This window comes from Pelomicrobium sp., from assembly GCF_036803785.1.
In the GTDB taxonomy this organism is placed as follows: domain Bacteria; phylum Pseudomonadota; class Gammaproteobacteria; order Burkholderiales; family UBA6910; genus Pelomicrobium.
This window is the reverse complement of sequence record NZ_DAIRTR010000028.1, coordinates 12,886-28,562: the sequence shown is the minus strand read 5'-3', so window position 1 is coordinate 28,562 and position 15,677 is coordinate 12,886. Positions and strand designations below refer to the sequence as shown.

At 65.2% G+C, this 15,677-nt stretch carries 16 protein-coding genes; 10 read left to right on the top strand and 6 right to left on the bottom strand.

What is annotated here, in order from left to right; translation table 11 throughout:
- Window positions 1-87 precede the first annotated feature (87 nt).
- From V7Q81_RS05250 to panD, 7 genes are read left to right on the top strand one after another with little or no spacing between them, the layout of a single operon-like run.
- A complete protein-coding gene (locus V7Q81_RS05250; RefSeq protein ID WP_333840877.1) occupies window positions 88-762 on the top strand; it encodes an HAD family hydrolase in 675 nt (224 codons plus the stop codon).
- A 3-nt stretch (window positions 763-765) separates the two neighbouring features.
- Window positions 766-2,145 (top strand): polynucleotide adenylyltransferase PcnB, encoded by a 1,380-nt coding sequence (gene pcnB, locus V7Q81_RS05245; protein WP_333840873.1) that lies wholly within the window; start codon window positions 766-768, stop codon window positions 2,143-2,145.
- 16 nt (window positions 2,146-2,161) lie between these two features.
- The gene (gene folK, locus V7Q81_RS05240; RefSeq protein ID WP_333840872.1) at window positions 2,162-2,659 is read left to right on the top strand and encodes a 2-amino-4-hydroxy-6-hydroxymethyldihydropteridine diphosphokinase; all 498 of its coding nucleotides are present in this window, start codon (window positions 2,162-2,164) and stop codon (window positions 2,657-2,659) included.
- A complete protein-coding gene (locus V7Q81_RS05235; protein ID WP_333840871.1) occupies window positions 2,656-3,294 on the top strand; it encodes a deoxynucleoside kinase in 639 nt (212 codons plus the stop codon). Before folK ends, V7Q81_RS05235 begins: the two co-directional genes overlap by 4 nt.
- Window positions 3,295-3,296: 2 nt before the next feature.
- Window positions 3,297-4,091 carry a 3-methyl-2-oxobutanoate hydroxymethyltransferase gene (gene panB / locus V7Q81_RS05230; protein WP_333840870.1) on the top strand — a complete coding sequence of 265 codons (795 nt, stop codon included), beginning with the start codon at window positions 3,297-3,299 and terminating at the stop codon, window positions 4,089-4,091.
- A complete protein-coding gene (gene panC, locus V7Q81_RS05225) occupies window positions 4,092-4,928 on the top strand; it encodes a pantoate--beta-alanine ligase (protein ID WP_333840869.1) in 837 nt (278 codons plus the stop codon).
- A gap of 51 nt (window positions 4,929-4,979) precedes the next feature.
- Window positions 4,980-5,360: an aspartate 1-decarboxylase gene (panD, locus tag V7Q81_RS05220; RefSeq protein ID WP_333840868.1), complete on the top strand. Its 381-nt coding sequence runs from the start codon at window positions 4,980-4,982 to the stop codon at window positions 5,358-5,360.
- 11 nt (window positions 5,361-5,371) lie between these two features.
- On the opposite strand, the gene V7Q81_RS05215 is transcribed toward panD, so the two are convergent.
- The gene (locus V7Q81_RS05215) at window positions 5,372-6,001 is read right to left on the bottom strand and encodes a TIGR04282 family arsenosugar biosynthesis glycosyltransferase (RefSeq protein ID WP_333840867.1); all 630 of its coding nucleotides are present in this window, start codon (window positions 5,999-6,001) and stop codon (window positions 5,372-5,374) included.
- 56 nt (window positions 6,002-6,057) lie between these two features.
- Between V7Q81_RS05215 and V7Q81_RS05210 the strand changes: the two genes are divergently transcribed.
- Window positions 6,058-7,518 carry a cryptochrome/photolyase family protein gene (locus V7Q81_RS05210; protein ID WP_333840866.1) on the top strand — a complete coding sequence of 487 codons (1,461 nt, stop codon included), beginning with the start codon at window positions 6,058-6,060 and terminating at the stop codon, window positions 7,516-7,518.
- A 10-nt stretch (window positions 7,519-7,528) separates the two neighbouring features.
- Here V7Q81_RS05210 and V7Q81_RS05205 read toward each other — a convergent pair whose 3' ends face one another.
- The 5 genes from V7Q81_RS05205 to gcl all read right to left on the bottom strand — a co-directional run bounded on the left by V7Q81_RS05205 (window position 7,529) and on the right by gcl (window position 13,048).
- Window positions 7,529-8,203: a TIGR04283 family arsenosugar biosynthesis glycosyltransferase gene (locus V7Q81_RS05205; RefSeq protein WP_333840865.1), complete on the bottom strand. Its 675-nt coding sequence runs from the start codon at window positions 8,201-8,203 to the stop codon at window positions 7,529-7,531.
- Window positions 8,204-8,213: 10 nt separating this feature from the next.
- Window positions 8,214-9,203 carry a metallophosphoesterase family protein gene (locus V7Q81_RS05200; RefSeq protein WP_333840864.1) on the bottom strand — a complete coding sequence of 330 codons (990 nt, stop codon included), beginning with the start codon at window positions 9,201-9,203 and terminating at the stop codon, window positions 8,214-8,216.
- A gap of 170 nt (window positions 9,204-9,373) precedes the next feature.
- On the bottom strand, window positions 9,374-10,279 hold the full coding sequence (glxR, locus tag V7Q81_RS05195; protein ID WP_333840863.1) for a 2-hydroxy-3-oxopropionate reductase: 906 nt from the start codon (window positions 10,277-10,279) through the stop codon (window positions 9,374-9,376).
- Between the two features lie 52 nt (window positions 10,280-10,331).
- On the bottom strand, window positions 10,332-11,114 hold the full coding sequence (hyi, locus tag V7Q81_RS05190; protein ID WP_333840862.1) for a hydroxypyruvate isomerase: 783 nt from the start codon (window positions 11,112-11,114) through the stop codon (window positions 10,332-10,334).
- 170 nt (window positions 11,115-11,284) lie between these two features.
- Entirely contained in the window at window positions 11,285-13,048 is a 1,764-nt protein-coding gene (gene gcl, locus V7Q81_RS05185) for a glyoxylate carboligase (RefSeq protein WP_333840861.1), read from the bottom strand.
- Window positions 13,049-13,382: 334 nt separating this feature from the next.
- Between gcl and V7Q81_RS05180 the strand changes: the two genes are divergently transcribed.
- On the top strand, window positions 13,383-14,177 hold the full coding sequence (locus tag V7Q81_RS05180; protein ID WP_333840860.1) for a FadR/GntR family transcriptional regulator: 795 nt from the start codon (window positions 13,383-13,385) through the stop codon (window positions 14,175-14,177).
- A gap of 15 nt (window positions 14,178-14,192) precedes the next feature.
- On the top strand, window positions 14,193-15,677 hold the full coding sequence (locus V7Q81_RS05175; RefSeq protein WP_333840859.1) for an FAD-linked oxidase C-terminal domain-containing protein: 1,485 nt from the start codon (window positions 14,193-14,195) through the stop codon (window positions 15,675-15,677).

Below are 15,677 nucleotides of genomic sequence, written 5' to 3'. Positions count from 1 at the left end.
ATCCGTGACCGGGGGTAGCCGAGGGGCGCAGAGGATTTCTCGGTTATACTTAGCCGTTTTTTTAGTCCTCTGCCTCGTTCCATGACTTTGCGGCTCGCCCTCTTCGATCTGGACAATACGCTGCTTTCCGGCGACAGCGATTTCGAGTGGGCCCAGTTCCTGATCGAGCAACGGGTGCTGGACCGGGAGGTCTACGAGGCGCGCAACCGGGAGTTTTTCGAGCAGTACAAGGCGGGGACCCTAGACATCCATGCCTTTCTCGCCTTTCAATTGAAACCCCTGTCGCGGCATTCGCGCCTCGAGCTCGATCGCTGGCACGAAGAATACATGCGTACCAGGATCCGCCCCATGATCACGCCGGCCGCCCGGGCGCTAGTGGAGGACCACCGCCGCCGGGGGCACGAGCTCGTCATCATCACTGCCACCAACCGCTTTGTCACCGGACCGATCGCGCGGGAGTTCGGGGTGGAGCACCTGATCGCCACCGAACCGGAGGAGGTGGACGGTGCCTTCACCGGCCGGGCGGTAGGGGTGCCCTGCTTTCGCGAGGGCAAGGTCGCGCGGCTGGAAGAATGGCTCACCTCCCGAGGGCTTAGTTGGGAGCGAATCGGAGAGAGCTGGTTCTACAGCGATTCCCACAACGACCTTCCCCTGCTCGAGCGGGTGACCCATCCAGTGGCAGTGGACCCCGATGTGCGCCTGCGCTGCCACGCCGAGGCGCACGGCTGGCCGATTCTTTCGCTGCATGGAACGGTCCACTGAGGGATGATTCGCAAGCTCCTGCGCCGCGTTTTTGGGCGTTCCCGGTCTGCGCCCCTTGAGCCGCTGCGCATTCCCGTCGAGCGGCACGGAATCACTGCCGATCAGATCAGCCCGTGCGCCCGCCGCACGGTCTCCACCCTGCAGCAGGCCGGCTACCGCGCCTTCATCGTGGGGGGGGCGGTGCGCGATCTCCTCCTGAAGCGTGTCCCGAAAGACTTCGACGTGGCGACCGACGCCACGCCGGAACAAGTGCGACGGCTGTTCCGCCGCTCCCGCATTATCGGCCGCCGCTTCCGCCTGGTGCACGTGTTGTGCGGCACGGAGACGGTGGAAGTGTCCACCTTCCGCGGCGGCCCTGCAGACGAGGCGACTGCCGAGGAGCTGCCCACCGACGAGCACGGGCGCCTGCTTCAGGACAACATCTTCGGCAGCCAGGTAGAGGACGCCACACGCCGGGACTTCACCGCCAACGCCCTGTTCTACGATCCGGTCTCCCAGGAGATCTGGGACTACCACGAGGGCTACGCCGATCTCAGGAAGGGGGTGTTGCGTATCATCGGCGATCCAGAGAAGCGCTACCGGGAGGATCCGGTGCGCATGCTGCGGGCGGTGCGCCTGGCCGCCAAGTTGGACCTGAAGCTGGATCCGAAGACCGAGGCACCGATTCCGCGCCTCGCTCCCCTGATCCAGAACGTGCCGGCAGCCCGGGTGTTCGACGAGATGCTGAAACTCCTGCTCTCCGGCCACTCGCGCCAATGCGTGCTGCAGTTGCGGGCGCGGGGATTGCACCACGGGCTACTGCCCTTGCTGGACGTGATCCTGGAGCAACCCCTGGGGGAGCGTTTCGTGATGCTGGCACTGGAGAATACCGACCGGCGCATCGCCGCCGACAAACCGGTCAATCCCGCCTTCCTGCTCGCCGCCCTCCTGTGGCACGAAGTGCTTGCCACGTGGAATGCCTTGCAACAGCAGGGCGAGAAGCCCGTTCCCGCCCTGCTGAAGGCCATGGACGAGGTGCTGGCGGTGCAGGAGGAGCGGCTCGCCATCCCCCGTCGATACGAAGCCATGATGAAAGAAATCTGGGCCCTTCAGCCCCGCTTCCTACAACGTTCGGGGCAACGCCCGTTCCGGCTCCTGGAGCATCCCCGGTTCCGGGCGGGCTTCGATTTTCTGCAATTGCGCTGTGAAAGCGGCGAGCTGCCAAAAGAGCTGGGCGAGTGGTGGGACGCCTTTCAGCGGGCCGATCCCCAGGAGCGCCAAGCCATGTTGAAGCCCGGGGAAGGACCGCGCCGCCGGCGCCGGAGGCGGCGCAAGTCGGCGCAGACGGCCGAAGGCGCGAGCGTCCAGCACGGCACCCCCGTCAAGGCCGGCGCGTCGCTTTGAAAGGAGGGGAAAAGCCGTGGCGCGCGCCTTCGTTGCCCTGGGAAGCAACCTGCTGCGACCGGACCGGCAGGTGCTCGCTGCCATTCGCGAACTTTCGGAGCTGCCCGGCCTCGCGGTCCTGCGGCGCTCGTCCCTCTACCGCACCGCGCCGGTAGGCTACGCGGACCAGCCCGAGTTCATCAACGCCGTGGTGGAAGTAGAGACGTCCTTGAGGCCGCGGGAGCTGATGGCGGCGCTCCTCTCCCTCGAACGCTTGCACGGGCGCCGGCGCACGTTCCCTAACGCGCCCCGCACCTTAGACCTGGACCTGCTCCTTTACGAAGACTTGTCGGTGAGCGAGCCGGGGCTCACCGTGCCCCACCCGAGACTTCACGAGCGAGCCTTCGTGCTGGTGCCCCTGGCGGAGATCGCACCGGAGCTGGAAATTCCCGGCCACGGGCGTGTCGGGGAGCTCACCCAAAGGCTCTCCCACGAGGGTATCGAGCGGCTCGCCACTGCCGGGGTCTCGCCGTGAATCTGGATGCCCTGCGATACCTGGTGGTGGAAGGGCCCATCGGAGCGGGAAAGACCACCCTCGCCCGGGCCCTCGCCAAGCGGCTGGACTGCGCCCTGCTGCTGGAGGATCCGGAAGAAAATCCGTTTCTTCCCCGCTTCTACCAAGATAGCGAACGCTATGCGCTTCCGACCCAACTCTGCTTCCTGTTCCAGCGGGTGCAACGGCTCCAGCGCCTGTCCCAGTACGACCTGTTCCAGCGCCTGACGGTGGCCGATTTCCTTTTGGAGAAAGACCCTCTGTTTGCGCGCCTCACGCTGGACGACGATGAGTACCGGTTGTATCTGGAGCTCTACCACCGCCTTGCCCCCGGCAAGCCCGTGCCGGACCTGGTGATCTATCTTCAGGCTTCCCCCGAGCGGCTGATGGAGCGGGTGCGCCGCCGGAACAAGGAGTACGAGCGCGCGATTTCCGAGGACTACCTGGCCCGGCTGGCAGAAGCCTACACTCGGTTTTTTCACCACTACGAGGCCGCGCCGCTGCTCGTCGTCAACAGCGACCACTTCAACTTTGTTGATGAGCGCGCGGATTTTGATTTACTGTTGCAATGCATTGGCGCCATGCGGGGCGCCCGGGAGTTCTTCAATCGAGGCTAATCATGCGCGTCACTCTCACGACCCTGCAGAAGATGGCCCGGGACGGGGATCCCATTACCATGCTCACCTGCTACGACGCGAGCTTCGCCACCGTGCTGGACAGCGCCGGCGTGGACACGCTGCTGGTAGGAGACTCCCTGGGCAACGTAATCAAGGGCGAGGCAACGACCCTCACCGTGACCCTGGCGGAGATGGCTTACCACACCCGTTGCGTGGCGCGGGGCGCGAAACGCGCCCTGGTGATCGCCGACATGCCCTTCGGCACCTTCCAGCTAAGCCCGGAGAAGACCTTCGAGAACGCCGTGCCTCTCATGGCCGCCGGCGCCCACATGGTGAAACTGGAAGGCGGCCAGGAGATGGCGGAGACGGTGAGCTTCCTCACCCGGCGCGGCGTACCGGTGTGCGGCCACATCGGGCTTACTCCCCAGTCGGTGCACCAGCTGGGAGGCTTCAAGGTGCAGGGGCGCGGCGAAGCCCAGGCCGCTCGGCTGCTCGACGACGCCAAGGCCCTGGAACAGGCAGGCGCCGGGCTCCTCGTTCTGGAAGCCATGCCAGCGACCTTGGCCCAGCAGGTGACCGCCTCGATCAGCACCCCCACCATCGGCATCGGCGCCGGCCCCCATTGCAGCGGCCAGGTGCTGGTACTCTATGACATGCTGGACCTCTACCCGGGGCACCGGCCCAAGTTCGTGCGCAACTTCATGGCGGGGGCGGGCAATGTTCAAGCGGCGGTCGCAGCCTTCGTGCAAGCGGTCAAGAACCGCAGTTTCCCGGGGCCCGAAGAAAGCTTCGAATAGATGGAGCGCGTGTCCCGCATTGCCGCCCTGAGGGAGCGGCTGGCCGGCCACCGGCAGGTCGCTTTCGTGCCCACCATGGGTAACCTCCACGAGGGGCATCTGGCGCTCGTGCGCCTTGCCGCAAACCACGGGCGGCCGGTGGTGGTCTCCATCTTTGTGAACCCGCTCCAGTTCGGCCCGCGGGAAGATTTCGCCTCCTATCCCCGCACCCTTGAGGAGGACTGCGAGAAGCTGCGCGAGCTTGACGTGGACTTCGTGTTCGCCCCGGACACGGAAGAAATGTATCCCGTGTCCCAAACCTTCGTCGTGGAGCCGCCTCGGCTAGGTCAGATCTTGGAAGGAGAGTTCCGGCCAGGCTTTTTCCGGGGGGTCGCCACCGTGGTGCTCAAGCTCTTCAACATCGTGCAGCCTCGCTGGGCGGTGTTCGGCAAAAAGGACTACCAGCAGCTCCTGGTGGTACGGGAAATGGTGCGCCAGTTCAACCTGCCTATCGAGATCGTCGCAGGAGAAACCGTAAGGGCTCCGGATGGGCTGGCGCTGTCGAGCCGCAACGGCTACCTCTCCGAGGCCGAGCGAGCCGAAGCGCCTCGGCTGTACGCCACCTTGCGCGAGATCGCCCAAGCAATCGAAGCAGGAACGCAAGACTTCCGTGCCCTGGAACAGCGCGCCCGGGACCGCCTTGACAAGGCGGGATGGCAGGTGGATTATGTTGCGGTGCAGCAACGCCCTAGCCTAGAGCCCGCCCAGCCGGGGGACCGGGAGCTTGTGGCCCTTGCGGCCGCTCGGCTCGGAAGGACCCGGCTGATCGACAACCTGGAAATCACGGTTCCGGCCTGAGGGCCTTATACTTCGCGTTTTTGAGAAAAAGCCAAAGGGGGATGCCCGCCCATGCAGCGCACGATGCTACAGGCGAAATTGCACCGGGTCACGGTGACCCATTCGGAGTTGGATTACGAAGGCTCCTGTGCCATCGACGAGACCCTGCTCGATGCCGCCGGCATACGAGAATACCAACAAATCGACGTCTACAATATCGCCAACGGCGAGCGCTTTACCACCTACGCGATCCGCGCCGAGCGCGGCAGCGGCACCATCTCGGTAAACGGGGCTGCCGCCCATAAAGCCAAACCCGGCGATCTGCTTATCATCGCCGCCTACGCCGTTTATTCGGAACTGGAACTGGCCCGCCATCACCCGCGGCTCGTCTACGTGGACGGCCGCAACCGCATCACCCATACGAGGGACAGCATCCCAGTCCAGGCAGCTTAAAGGCTCTCTGCTCAGGCGCTTCTCCAAGCCCCACGCAAGGCCCGCAGCCGGGCGAAGTCCTCAGGCCGGTCCAGGTCCCAGCGGGTTGGCAGTCGGGCAACGCGCCAGCTCAAACGCTCGAGCCGCCCCATGGTCTCGCGCAACACCCCCTCGCTCCCCCATGGGAGCCCGCAGAAGAGCGCGGGGTGAAAGCACCGCAGGCCGATCAACACGTAACCGCCGTCCTCGGCCGGGGCGAGGACCGCATCCGCCCCCTGGCCGAGCGCCCTGGCAGCGGCCCGCAGATCCTCGACGGTAAGGGGCGGGCAATCGCTGCCCACCAGCAGCGCCATGGGCGCCCTGTCCAAAGCCCTCTTCAGGGCTTCCCCCATCCGGGCGCCCAGATCAGCGCCTTCCTGGTCCATGAGCGCCACGCCATAACGGGTAGCGCAGCGGGCGAAGAAGGGATGGCCCGCGCTGGGGTACCCTGCCAGCGTGACCGGGCCCACGCCGCTTCTCACCGCCTTGGTGAGGGTTTCCCGAACCAGGCGGCGGTGAAGAGCGGCCGCCCGCAGGGGTCCCAAGGCGGGGATCAGCCGCGTCTTGACCTGCCCTGGGACCGGGGCCCGGGCAAAGACGATCACCGCGCAAACGTTCGTCATGGCGCAATGGTACAGTGCCTCCATCCTGGAACTCGGTGACATTCATCGCAAGTCCCATGAGCGCTGCCCTCGTCTGGTTCCGCCAGGATCTACGCCTGGCCGACAACCCCGCCCTCGCCCGGGCCCTGGCCGCCTGCGAGCGCATAGTGCCCGTCTACATCCACGCTCCAGAAGAATCAGAACCGTGGGCGCCAGGGGCTGCCTCCCGGTGGTGGTTGCATCACGCCCTTGCCGCCCTCGATGGGAGCTTGCGGGCGCGAGGATCCCGGTTACTTCTGCGCCGTGGCCCGAGCCTTGAAGCTCTGCTGCGGCTTGCGAAGGAGGCGGGCGCCACCCGCGTCTTCTGGAATCGGCTCTACGAACCCGCCCACCGAGCGCGGGACCGTCGAGTAGACGCAGGGCTTCGCGCTGCCGGGGTACAAGTGGAAACGGCCGACGCCTCGCTTTTCTTCGAGCCGGAATCCTTTCTCAAGGACGATGGCGTCCCCTACCAAGTGTTCACTGCCTTTTGGCGGGCTTGCTGGCGCCGGGGATGGCCCACCGACCCGATTGCCGCTCCCCGGAGGCTGCCGCCCGTCCCGCCGACGCTCTCTTCCCTGCGGCTCGAGGAGCTCGCCCTGTTGCCGAACATTCCCTGGGACAAGGGCCTTCGCATTCTCTGGCATCCCGGAGAAGCCGGTGCCTGGCAGCGGCTCGAGACATTCCTAGACGCCTCCTTAGCCCGCTACGCCGAGGCGCGGAATCGCCCGGATCTGGCAGGCACCTCCCGGCTCTCCCCCCACCTCCACTTCGGCGAGATCAGCCCGCGCCAGGTCGCCGCGGCCGTGGAGCAACGCCTGGCCCTCGACCCATCGCCGGGTTTGCGCACCCAGGCAGAGAGCTTCCTGCGCCAACTCGCCTGGCGGGAATTCGCCCATCACCTCCTCGTTCATTTTCCCCATACGCCGCAGGAGCCTCTGGATCGCCGTTTCGCCCGCTTTCCCTGGGTGGAACGCTATCAGGACGTCCTTGCCGCCTGGCAGCGCGGGCAGACCGGAGTCCCCATGGTGGACGCTGGCATGCGGGAGTTGTGGGCGACGGGCTGGATGCACAATCGGGCGCGGATGATCGCCGCCTCTTACCTCACCAAAAACCTGCTGATCCCCTGGCAGGAAGGTACCCGTTGGTTCTGGGACACCTTGGTCGATGCGGACCTTGCCAACAACACCCTGGGATGGCAATGGAGCGCTGGCTGCGGGGCAGATGCCGCGCCCTACTTCCGGGTTTTCAATCCGGTGCTCCAGGGCCGTAAATTCGACCCCCGGGGCGTTTACCTGCGCCGCCATCTACCGGAGCTCGCCGCGCTTCCCGACGAGCACATCCACGCCCCTTGGACGGCGCCGCCCGCGGTCTTGGACGCCGCTGGCGTGCGTCTAGGACAGACCTATCCCCGCCCCCTCGTGGACCTGAAGGTCAGCCGAGAACGGGCTTTGGCTTCCTTCCAGCGCATCAAGCACCGTTCCATCTCGCCTGCATAAAAGGCGTTCCTCATCGATAGCGCCGCGCCAGACGCTCTGCCGGCACCCCCAGGGCGTAGGCGGCGCGCAGCGCCCACATGAGGACAATGGTGCGAACGATCCCACCCTCTTCCCAGCGGCGGCTGGAGGTGATGACAGGCACGGCCAGGCACAGCGGTCGGCCGTGCCGCTTGAGCCGTTTCGAAAGCTCCACGTCCTCCATGAGGGGCTGGTTGGGGAAAGCGCCCGCTTCGAAGAACAGCCGGCGCTCGACGAACATGGCCTGATCGCCCGTGGCGATACCCGACACCCGGGAACGCAGGTTCATCATGCGCTCCACCAGCCGCAGCAGGGGATGAGTTCCGGAGAGCCGCACGTCGAATCGGCCCCAGCGGCGGCCGGTTCGTGCCATGCCCGTCTCGATTTGCCGATCCGCGTCCGCCGCAAGCTGGGTGTCCGCATGGAGAAAAAGCAGCACCTCGCCCCGAGCGGCGGCAGCGCCTGCATTCATCTGGGACGCCCGCCCTCGAGGGGCCACCAGCACCCGGTCGGCCCCGGCCTGGGCGATCGCCACGGTGGCATCCCGGCTGCCGCCGTCCACCACGATGACTTCGCAGCCGCGGGCGCGCAAGGGTGCCAGGGCCTGCAAGGTGTCCCCGATGAGGCTCGCCTCGTTCAAAGCTGGAATCACAATAGAGAGGTTCACGGGAGCGGATTCAGCTCGCGCGGCCCGGCGAGCTCGTGCCGGCGGCGGGCAGCCGGCGGAGACGGGCTCGAGCCACAGGGTAGGGCGGCCCTTGGCGCATGCGCTCGAAATAACCGTCGAAAGCGGGCGAGCCCGGGGGCCAGTCGGTAAGGAACTCCCGCTGCCAGCAGCCATGATCGTAGGCAAGGGGGAGCGCCTCTACGTGGAGATCCCCCACGCGGAGCCCGTAAAGGGATTGCTGCGCAGCGGGAGTTGCGCCGATACGGGTCACCACGCCAAAGCGGGTCGCGGCAAAATTGGGCATACCTGCCGCCCCGTTGTTGACCACGTAGCCCAGACTCGCCGGCAGCACCACCTCCCGCAACACGGGCAAACAAGTATGGCTGCAGGCGAAGACTCGCACGTTTGCCTCGGAGAAGCAGCGAGCGAGTGCTTCGGTGGAGGCAAGGCCGTCTAGGCTTTCCACGGAAAAATTCCAGCCGGCAAGAGCGCTGGCGTCCCCATGGACGATGGCCACCCGCTCGCCCGCCACCTCCGCCACTAAATACCTGGGCAGCTTCGCCAGCCGCTCCAGCAGGAGGGGAGGAGTCCCCCAGGCTGTCTCCCGCAGCCGGGCCATGATGGCGTTGGAGCGCTCCACCACCCGGTCAGGCACCCACTCGGGATAGGCGCAACCGCACCCCGCATTCGCCTCACGGCGGGCGAGTTCCGTTTCCACGTTGCCCCTCAGGGCGTCGAAGGCGAGTACCGTTTCGTTGATCGCCTGGAAAATGCCCGGGCGCACATCGAACCAGTGGAAATCGCCGTTGAACACTACCCGGGCGGCAGGCTCCTGCTCGACGAGCCTGAGCACGGCTTCCAATGCCTGAGGATTGCCGTACAACCCGCCGACCACGTAGAGCGTCTCGGCGGCGAAGTCCGCCGGGCGGCTCAAATCCCGCGGCGTATAGCGATAATCCAAGGGGCAATTGCGCCCCGGAACGGCTCGGGTTTCTTCCATGGCACGGTGCCGGGGCCAAAGACCCGCGTCCTTTTGCCTCCCATCCAGAGAAATCCTACCCCAGGAGCGCAGCCATGGGCTGCCGGGAAAGGCACGTTCGACTCCCCGACAATGAAAAAGGCGCCCCGCGGGCGCCCATTTCGATGCGCAGGATCGCGCAGCGCCGGCGCTCAATCCAATCCCGGGTTCTCCACAGGCTGGCCCACCTGGTGATGGGCCATCATCTCAAGCGCCCTCACCATGCCCGAATGATCCCACTTCGCCCCGCCGTTGGCCACGCAGGCATTGAACAGCTCCTGGGCGGTGGCCGTGTTGGGCAACGACACCCCGAGGGCACGGGCGCCGGCCAGCGCCAGGTTGAGGTCCTTCTGGTGTAGCTCGATGCGGAAACCGGGATCGAAGGTGCGCTTGATCATGCGCTCGCCATGGACCTCCAGAATGCGTGAGGAGGCGAAGCCCCCCATGAGCGCCTGCCGCACCTTGGCCGGATCCGCTCCCGCCTTGGAGGCGAACACCAGGGCCTCCGCCACCGCCTCGATGGTGAGGGCGACGATGATCTGATTGGCCACTTTACATGTCTGTCCGTCCCCGTTGCCCCCCACGAGGGTGATGTTCTTCCCCATGAGTTCGAACAGAGGCTTCACTTTGGCGAAGGCTTCCTCGGGACCGCCGACCATGATGGTGAGGGTGGCGTTCTTGGCACCCACCTCTCCTCCCGACACAGGGGCATCTAAGTACTGGCAACCGAGCCCGTTGATGCGTTCGGCAAACTGCTTGGTCTCGATGGGGGAAATGGAGCTCATGTCCACCACGATCTTGCCTGGGCTGAGCCCTTCCGCTACCCCGGCTTCGCCGAACAGCACCTTCTGTACGTCCGGTGTATCGGGCACCATCGTGATGATGACTTCCGCCTTCTGCGCCACTTCCTTGGGCGACTTGCAGGCGGTTGCGCCGGCGGCTGTGAGCTCTTGGGGCACGCCGCTGCGGCTGTGGGCGAAAAGGGTATGGCCACCCTTCAGCAGATTGAGGGCCATGGGCTTGCCCATGATGCCGAGTCCGATAAATCCCACGTTCATGGCTTTCTTCCTCCAGACGGTCCTACGCTAAAAGTGACCCCGCTGCCGCTGCTCAAGCCGCCCGGTAAGGGGCAAACCAGCCGAGACCCGCCTCGGTGGTGGTGGCCGGCTTGTACTCGCACCCGATCCAGCCAGTGTAGCCGATGCGGTCCAGGTGGGCGAACAGGAACGGATAATTGATCTCCCCTGTCCCGGGTTCGTGCCGACCCGGATTATCTGCGAGCTGCACGTGGGCGATCAGCTTTAGGTGCTTTTCCATGGTGCGTGCCAGATCACCCTCCATGATCTGCATGTGATAGATGTCGTATTGCAGGAACAGGTTGTCCGAGCCCACGTCCTCGATGATGTCCACCGCCTGGGCCGTGCGAGTCAGGTAAAAGCCCGGGATGTCGATCGTGTTGATGGGCTCAATCAGGAGCTTGATGCCCGCTTTCTTCAGCTCAGCGGCGGCGAACTTGAGGTTATCGACGAAGGTCTGGCGCACTTTGTCCAGGGGGGTGTCCGCCGGCGTGATGCCGGCGAGACAGTTCAACTGCCCGCAGCCCAGGGTTTTGGCGTATTCGATGGCCTTGCCCACTCCCTCTTGGAACTCGCCTACCCGGTTGGGGTGGCAGGCGATGCCCCGTTCTCCCTTGCTCCAATCCCCGGCCGGCAGGTTATGCAGCACCTGGACGAGCCCGTGGCGCTCCAGGCGCTCCTTGAGAGCGTTCTTGTCGTACGGATAGGGGAACAGATATTCCACGCCCCGGAAGCCAGCCTTGGCCGCGGCGGCGAATCGGTCCAGGAAATCGATCTCGTTGAACATCATGGTGAGATTGGCGGCGAACTTCGGCATACGGGATCCTCTTTGTGAAAAAAGCAGGTCCCTCGCCCGACGCCCTTGCGGGGGCGAGGGTTGAAGCACTTGTCCATGATAACCGGCGAAGGCCTGCGGGCGACAGGGCGCTCTTTTTTTGGGGGGGAGGAGGGAGGCCCCGCTACCCTGAGCCCGCAGGCACGGCGCGATTACGCCGTCGCCGGTTCCTTGGTGCCCGTGCGGTCCTCGATCGGTTCGAATTCCTTGATCTGATCGATCTCGGGACCCATGGCAATGTTGGTCGCCCGCTCAGTGATCACCTCCACGACCACTGGGACTTTGTGCTCGTTGGCCAGGTTCCTCGCTTCCTCGAAAGCCGCAGCGAGCAGGTTCGGGTCGAACACGCGAATCGCCAGGCAGCCGAAGGCTTCGGCTGCTTTCACGTGGTCGACCCCGTACTCCCCGATCTCGGGCGCATTGATGTTCTTGAACGACAGTTGCACTTCGTAATCCATGCCATAGCCCAGCTCCGCCTGGCGGATGAGGCCCAGGTACGCGTTATTGAGCAGGACCAGCACGAAGGGGACCTTGTATTGGGCCGCCACTGCCAGCTCTTCGATCAGGAACTGGAACGAATAGTCGCCCACGATACCCACCACCTCCTTGTCAGGGCAGGCGAGCTTTGCACCGGTGCAGGCGGAAATCTCCCAGCCGAGGGGACCGGCCTGGCCGCACACCAAGTAATGGCGCGGCTTGTTGATCTTCTGGAACTGGCCGGAGGCGATCTGGTAGAGGCCGATAGCGGTCACGAACACGGTGTCGTCGCCGAACACCTTGTTCACCTCCTCGAACACCCGCTGGGGCTTGATCGGGACGTTGTCGAAATGGGTCTTGCGGTGCATGGTGCGCTTGCGCTCCTGCACTTCTGCGACCCAAGCGCTCCGGTCGGCAAGCTTGCCCGCCGCCTGCCATTCCCGGGCCACTTCCACGAACAGTTCCAGAGCGAATTTGGCGTCGGAGACGATGCCCAGGTCTGGACAGAAGACTCGTCCGATTTGAGTCGGCTCGATGTCCACGTGAACGAACTTGCGGCCTCGGGTGAAGACATCCACGCTGCCCGTCATGCGGTTGGCCCAGCGGTTGCCCAGCCCCAGCACGAAGTCGCTGCGCAGATAATTGGCGTTGCCGTAGCGGTGCTGGGTCTGCAGCCCCACCATGCCGGCATTGAGGGGATGGTCGTCGGGAAGGGCGCCCCATCCCATGAGGGTGGGCACCACCGGCGTCTGGGTGATCTCGGCGAATTCCCGCAGCAGGTGGCAAGCATCGGCATTGATCACCCCGCCGCCCGCGATGATCAGGGGCCGCCGCGCCTCCATCATCATGGAGAGCGCCTTCTCGATCTGGCGGCGATGGGCCCGTGGCTTGAATACCTCCAGGGGCGCATCGGCCTCTGGGTCGTACTCGATCATCTCCTTCTGCACGTCGAGGGGCAGGTCGATGAGCACCGGTCCCGGCCGCCCCGAGCGCATGAGGTGGAAAGCATGGCGGAAAGCCCAGGGCACCTGGGCCGCCTCCATCACGGTGATGGACCATTTGGTCACCGGGCGAACGATTGAGGCGATGTCCACCGCCTGAAAGTCCTCCTTGTGGAGCTTCGGCCGGGGCGCCTGACCAGTGATGCAAAGGATGGGAACCGAGTCCGCCATGGCGGAATAGAGACCGGTCACCATGTTGGTGCCGGCGGGGCCGGAGGTGCCGATGCACACGCCGATCTTGTCCTTCTTCGCCCGGGAGTAGCCCTCGGCCGCATGGGTACCGCCCTCCTCATGACGCACCAGGACGTGCTTGATGGAGCTCTTGCGCAGCGCGTCGTAGAGCGGCAGGATCGCCGCGCCCGGCACGCCAAAGGCGAGATCGATCCCCTCGCTTTCCAAGACCTTCACTGCCGCTTCCGCGGCGGTCATCTTCGCCATAGCGACCTCCTATCGGTTTTCAAAATATGAAATTATTTGTTGTTATATGGAATACAGCATAGCACCGAGAATTGCAGATTGCAAATCCATCTTCCATCATATGAAATTATCGTCACCATAAGCCACCCGCTGGCCAACGCATCGCTCGGGCGTTTGCCCTCCACAGCCGACCGGTCTTCATCCCGAAGGCATACGGTAGCGTTATAGCGACAGACGCGCATCTTGACGAGGAAGCGACTCCCGGGTAGTTTGGTCTGACAACCAGGCCATTTGCCTCCGTTTTCGGAATGTCAATAGACACGCTATTGATCCCCCACCCTCGTTGTTGACGGCCATGGAAGCCCTGCGGGAAATCGCCCGGCCATTGCCCTTGACCGAGACGGTGATTCGGGCGCTACAAACCCTTATTCGGGATGGCGCCTTCGGCCCCGGCGACCGGCTACCCACCGAGCGGGCGCTGGCCGAGCGTTTCGGGGTGAGCCGGGCCGTGGTGCGGGAGGCTATCGCCTGCCTGAAGGCGGACGGCCATGTGGTCACCCGCCAGGGGGCGGGAGCCTACGTGGCGGCCCGGCCGGCACTGCTGAGCTTCAAGCTCGCGCGCCACGATCAGCCGGACCCGCACGAGCTCGCCCACATCTTCGAGTTGCGCCTATCGGTGGAAAGCACTGCTGCCGAATTGGCGGCCCTGCGGCGCACGTCCCAGGACCTCGAGAAGCTCGACGCATCCCTGTCCGCCATGGACCGTGCCCTCGCGGGCCAAGGCGATGGTTCGGAAGCGGACAACGCCTTCCACCGGGCCATCGCCGTCGCCGCCCACAACCCCTATCTGGAGCGCCTGATCGCCCTCATCGGTCCTCCTTTCGCCGACAGCCGCCGTCCGACTTGGAGCGAGCCGAGCCTGGCCGAGGCCGCCCAAGCGGAACACCGGCGACTTTTCCAGGCCATCGCGGCAGGAGACCCCGACGCTGCCCAGGACGCTGCCCGCAACCATCTGCTGAGGGCGGCCGCACGGCTGGGACTGGCCGTCATGGAACGCACGCCTGCGCGCGGACCCCTAAGCGAGCCCGCCGAACCGCCCGCCGGGGAAAGGGAAAATCCAAATCCGGAAAAAATCCAGCCCCGAGCCTAGGCTCCGGAGAGATCGATGCCCCACGCCCAACAGACTTCTACCCAAGCCCTCACCCGTGCCCTGCTGGAGCGACTGCGCCGCTTGGTGGGCCCCGACAATGTGCTGTCCGAGCTAGAAGAGCTGCGCCCCTACGAGTGCGATGGGCTCACCGCGTTCCGGCAAGTGCCGGCAGTGGTGGTTCTTCCGGAAACCGAAGACCAAGTGGTGCAGATCCTGCGCCTCTGCCATGCAGAGGGCGTGCCGGTGGTGGCCCGCGGTGCCGGCACCGGCCTCTCGGGAGGGGCCCTCCCCCTCAAGGAGGGGGTGTTGCTCTCCCTGGCCAAGTTCATGCGCATCCTGGAGATCGACCCCTCGGCACGCACCGCCCGGGTACAGCCAGGGGTACGCAACCTGGCCGTGTCCGAAGCCGCGGCACCCTATGGGCTGTATTACGCCCCCGATCCTTCCAGCCAGATCGCCTGCACCATCGGTGGTAACGTGGCAGAAAATTCTGGCGGCGTCCATTGCTTGAAATATGGACTGACCGTGCACAACGTCATGAAGGTGCGCGCCGTCACTATCGAAGGCGACATCGTGGAGTTCGGTGCCGACGGGCTGGACGCGCAGGGTTATGACCTACTCGCCTTGATCACCGGCTCGGAGGGGATGCTGGCGGTCATCACCGAGGTCACGGTGAAGCTGCTCCCCGTGCCCGAGACCGCCCAGGTGGTAATGGCCGCTTTCGACAGCTTGGAAAGGGCGGGCAACGCCGTCGCCGCGGTCATCGCCGCTGGGATCGTGCCCGCGGGACTGGAGATGATGGACCGGCTCACCACACGAGCCGTAGAGGACTTCGTACACGCCGGCTATAACCTGGACGCGGAGGCGATCCTGCTGTGCGAGTCGGACGGTACCGCAGAAGAGGTGGCCGATGAGATCGCCCGCGTCATCGAGGTCCTGAAGGCGAGCGGCGCCACGGAAATTCGCGTCTCCCGAGATGAGCCAGAGCGGCTGCGCCTGTGGGCCGGGCGCAAGGCAGCTTTCCCCGCCGCGGGACGCCTCTCGCCCGACTATTACTGCATGGACGGCACCATCCCACGCAAGAAGCTGGGCCAAGTGCTGAAGGGCATCGAGGCCCTCTCCCGCGAGTACGGGTTGCGCTGCATGAACGTCTTCCACGCCGGCGACGGCAACCTCCACCCCCTCATCCTCTACGATGCCAACGTGCCCGGAGAGCTGGAGAAGGCGGAGGAATTCGGCGGTCGCATCCTGGAAATGTGCATCGAGGCGGGCGGCACTATCACCGGGGAGCACGGCGTGGGCGTGGAGAAACTCAATCAGATGTGCGTGCAGTTCCGCTCGGCGGAACTGGAAGCGTTCCACCGGTTGAAACACGCTTTCGACGAACGTGGGCTGCTCAACCCCGGCAAGGCGGTGCCGACCCTGGCTCGTTGCGCCGAATTCGGGCGCAGGCACGTCAAAGCGGGGCAGGAACGCTTCCCTGACCTGCCCCGGTTCTAG

Bases quoted from the DNA above. Each gene is read 5' to 3' on its own strand.
- pcnB (WP_333840873.1), top strand. From the start codon at position 766: ATGATTCGCAAGCTCCTGCGCCGCGTTTTTGGGCGTTCCCGGTCTGCG.
- panB (WP_333840870.1), top strand. From the start codon at position 3,297: ATGCGCGTCACTCTCACGACCCTGCAGAAGATGGCCCGGGACGGGGAT.
- panC (WP_333840869.1), top strand. From the start codon at position 4,092: ATGGAGCGCGTGTCCCGCATTGCCGCCCTGAGGGAGCGGCTGGCCGGC.
- panD (WP_333840868.1), top strand. From the start codon at position 4,980: ATGCAGCGCACGATGCTACAGGCGAAATTGCACCGGGTCACGGTGACC.
- V7Q81_RS05215 (WP_333840867.1), bottom strand. From the start codon at position 6,001: ATGACGAACGTTTGCGCGGTGATCGTCTTTGCCCGGGCCCCGGTCCCA.
- V7Q81_RS05210 (WP_333840866.1), top strand. From the start codon at position 6,058: ATGAGCGCTGCCCTCGTCTGGTTCCGCCAGGATCTACGCCTGGCCGAC.
- V7Q81_RS05200 (WP_333840864.1), bottom strand. From the start codon at position 9,203: ATGGAAGAAACCCGAGCCGTTCCGGGGCGCAATTGCCCCTTGGATTAT.
- glxR (WP_333840863.1), bottom strand. From the start codon at position 10,279: ATGAACGTGGGATTTATCGGACTCGGCATCATGGGCAAGCCCATGGCC.
- hyi (WP_333840862.1), bottom strand. From the start codon at position 11,114: ATGCCGAAGTTCGCCGCCAATCTCACCATGATGTTCAACGAGATCGAT.
- gcl (WP_333840861.1), bottom strand. From the start codon at position 13,048: ATGGCGAAGATGACCGCCGCGGAAGCGGCAGTGAAGGTCTTGGAAAGC.
- V7Q81_RS05180 (WP_333840860.1), top strand. From the start codon at position 13,383: ATGGAAGCCCTGCGGGAAATCGCCCGGCCATTGCCCTTGACCGAGACG.
- V7Q81_RS05175 (WP_333840859.1), top strand. From the start codon at position 14,193: ATGCCCCACGCCCAACAGACTTCTACCCAAGCCCTCACCCGTGCCCTG.